2 protein-coding genes and 1 pseudogene are annotated in these 3,358 nt (G+C 45.5%); all 3 read left to right on the forward strand.

The window, feature by feature from the left end; translation table 11 throughout:
• Nucleotides 1-370: 370 nt before the first annotated feature.
• Nucleotides 371-1,027, forward strand: coding sequence for a hypothetical protein (locus EV680_RS10110; protein WP_132954620.1), 657 nt, complete (start codon nt 371-373; stop codon nt 1,025-1,027).
• A gap of 623 nt (nt 1,028-1,650) precedes the next feature.
• Nucleotides 1,651-2,549: pseudogene (locus EV680_RS12230) on the forward strand (hypothetical protein); the annotation flags it as partial.
• Nucleotides 2,550-2,762: 213 nt separating this feature from the next.
• Nucleotides 2,763-3,358 (forward strand): calcium-binding protein (locus EV680_RS12235; protein ID WP_481557205.1); only part of this gene is annotated, 596 nt, incomplete at its 3' end.

The following is a 3,358-nucleotide window of genomic DNA, read 5'->3' on the forward strand; positions in this document are numbered from 1 at the left end:
ACTTCGCGGATGTGGAAATCCCAGGGTGTGTACGGAGGCGGATAACCTGTTTGGATGCTATGGTACATTGGTTTTAATATACAAGGGTGTGTGCCATAGGCACGCACGCGTTTTATCATTGACGCTTAAGCATTTTAAAGGTTCTAAAATTCTTGAGTATTTATAATAAAAATTAGGAGGATTTGAATGAGAGAGAACGCGTGCGTGCCTATGGCACACACCCTACACAGGCTACGCTTGCTGATAAAAGTTCTAAAATTTTTGAGTATCATAATAAAAATCAGAAAGATTTGAATCTGAGCAAGAGAGAACGTATACACAGGCTATGGGTGTTCGATTTAGATAAGCTATGTTATTAAGGATTGTAAAGATGGTAAATAAAAATAAAAAACCTTTTTTGATGGGATTTAAGTTTGATTTTAAGAAGGTGTGGATACCCATATTATTTCTAGATATTCTCTTTATATTTTTAAGTATTCGCTTACTTATTCAATATAACTATTATATGAACGGACAGCCATCATATGAGTCGCTCAATACCATTTATGGAACAATTATCTCTGATGAACGAGCACCTCCTAAACCCTATAATAACAGACATGATGGTATATATATTCAGACAAATAATGGCAATATTAATATTTATTGCGACAACCCACAACGGCCATTGAACAGCTTTGGCGCGAGCAATGGCGGCGGAAGCTATGGTTTGGGGCAATGTAAGTGGATCGCTCTGAAAAGGGAAAGGCAAGGATTTTGCAATGAGGGAAATAATGAATTATGCCAAGACCCACGTTTTTTTTATGGTAAGGAGATTATTGCTAGAATTAATGATAAGAAAACAATTTATGAACTCACAATTATTCAAACAGGAAAAATATATAGTTATCAAAATATGATTGATATATATAGAAATAATTATATATCAAAAAGTATTGCTAATTGTGTAATTGCAATTATTCTATTTGTTGTGGGACTTATTTCATTAACTAAGTGGCTAAAGGCCAGGGAAAATAAAGGGTTTTGATTATGGCAGTAAAGCCTTCTAATGCAATCAATGCAGGTAATGCTACAGTTAATTCTGTAAATTTTGTGGATGCAATTGATCCGAATAATCCACAAGTAGATGTCAGGTCACCACAGTGGTTTTCTGCATTCTCTTCTGCGTGGGGATATGCTGATAATGTTGCTCAGGTGGGAGGTAAATCAATTCCTTATGCTAATGCGGTGGCGGGAAGTTCTAGTGTATATAGCATGATAGATAGTGCTAATACAAGTGGCACTATTAATACACGCGATCTTTTGGGCGTGTCTTCTGCACTTTTGGGTGCCGCTGCGGCGGGCATTGGAGCGGCTGCTGCGGCAGGAACTGCGCCTGTGTGGGCACCTATAGCCTTGGGTGCCGCAGCTTTGGCTGCAGGTGCGGCAGGCACGGTGTATAAAGAAGACGTTAATTTGGGCGATGTTTCAAACGGATTAGCTGATGACTTAGGGCGGCTTAAAGATCAATTTGATAAAACTTTGGGCGATATTGCCGACAAATTGAATACTACAAAAGAAAAACTTTCTGATGCAATCAATGATGTTGTAGATAAAGCTTTAGAAGGCGAGAAAGCATTTGGCGACTGGCTTAAAGACAAATTCGATCAAGCCGGCGATTGGTGGGATCAGGCGCAAAAAGATTTTGGCGATTGGTTTATTCCGTTTGCCAAAGATTTGGGCGATTTGGTCAAGCTGCCGTGGGAAGGCAAATACCATATTGTCGACCCGATGATACTCGATTTGGATGGCGACGGCATTGAAACAATAGCGGCGGGCAATATCAGGGCGCGTTGTTTGATCACAATAAAGACGGCATCCGCACGGCCACGGGCTGGGTGAAGCCGGATGACGGGTTGCTGGTGCTCGACCGCAATGGCGACGGCATAATCAACAACGGCGGCGAGCTGTTTGGCGATTCCACGCTGCTTGCCGACGGCAGCCGCGCGGCGCACGGCTATGCGGCATTGGCCGAGCTCGACAGCAATGGTGACGGCAAGGTGGATGCTGCGGATGAAAAATTTGCCGATTTGCGCGTGTGGCGCGATTTGAATTCAGACGGCATCAGCACAGCATCGGAACTGTTTACGCTTGAAGAGTTGGGCATTGCATCGCTCGACACCGCCTATAAAAACACCCACACCGGCCTGGCCGGCGGCAATACGCTGGTGCAGCAGGGCAGCTTCACCAAGGCCGATGGCAGCAGCGGCCAAATGGGTGATGTGAATTTTGTGGTGAATAACCTTTATGGAAATTATGCCGACAAGATCGCGCTCACGCCCGAGCAAATGCAGGCGGCCAATCTGCAAGGCATCGGCGGGCTGCGCGATTTGCGCGAAGCCGCCGCCCTTTCCGAAAAGCTGGCGCTGGCATTGAAAGCCTATTCCGAAGCCGACAGCAAAGAAGCGCAGCAAGCGCTTTTGGAAAATCTGGTGGAGCAATGGGCAGCCACCAACCCTTATTTCGGCGCCGAAATTTCCATCAGCAACCAGCTCACCCTCACTTCTTCCGAAGGCATCGGCCTCACCCCGGCGCAGGCCAAAGCCATGCAGAATCAAATTTTTATGGTGAGCGAAGAGCGGCAGCAAATGCTGGACGAAACCGCGCGTAAGCTGGCCATTGTAAATGCATTCAGCGGCATCCGCTCTTCATTTGTGGGTGTGTATAACGAAGCCACCTTCGGCAAAATGGCTGCCGTGGCCGACAAACAATATGCCACTTTGATGAAAAGCATCTACGAAGGCCTGCTGTTTCAAACCCGTTTGCAGCCTTATCTCAATGCCGTTACGTTTACCCTGGCCAACGGCAGCTTCGAGCCTGATTTCAGCGGCATCAAAACCGCTTTTGAAACGGTGCACGCAGAAAATCCCAAAAAAGCATTTGTGGATTTGAGCGAATTTATCGTGTTTAGCCAGAATAATAATAAGCCGGTGTTTGCGGAGCTGAGTACTTTGCTTACCCAAATAACTTATGATGCAGTAAATGCTGGACAGCTAGATGAATATGCTCAAGTACTCAGCAGAAATACACTGGAAGGACTGGGACATAAACTGGGTACTGATGGTAAAGATGTATTCTATGGCAATAATCTTTCCAATTATTTAATGGGCGCGGATGGTAATGACACGCTGCATGGTCGGGGTGGCGATGATATTTTATCTGGTGGTACAGGCGACGACGAGCTTTACGGCGGTGCCGGCAAAGATACCTTAATCGGCGGTACCGGCAATGATAAATTAGAGGGCGGAAACGGCGAAGCCGACACCTATATCTTCGCAGCAGGTCACGGCCAAGATATTGTGAACGATTACGGCAGCAA

The sequence above is a fragment of the Uruburuella suis genome (assembly GCF_004341385.1).
GTDB classification, from domain to species: Bacteria; Pseudomonadota; Gammaproteobacteria; order Burkholderiales; family Neisseriaceae; genus Neisseria; species Neisseria suis.

Coding starts and splice junctions, on each gene's coding strand:
- EV680_RS10110 (WP_132954620.1), top strand. CDS start 371: ATGGTAAATAAAAATAAAAAACCTTTTTTGATGGGATTTAAGTTTGAT.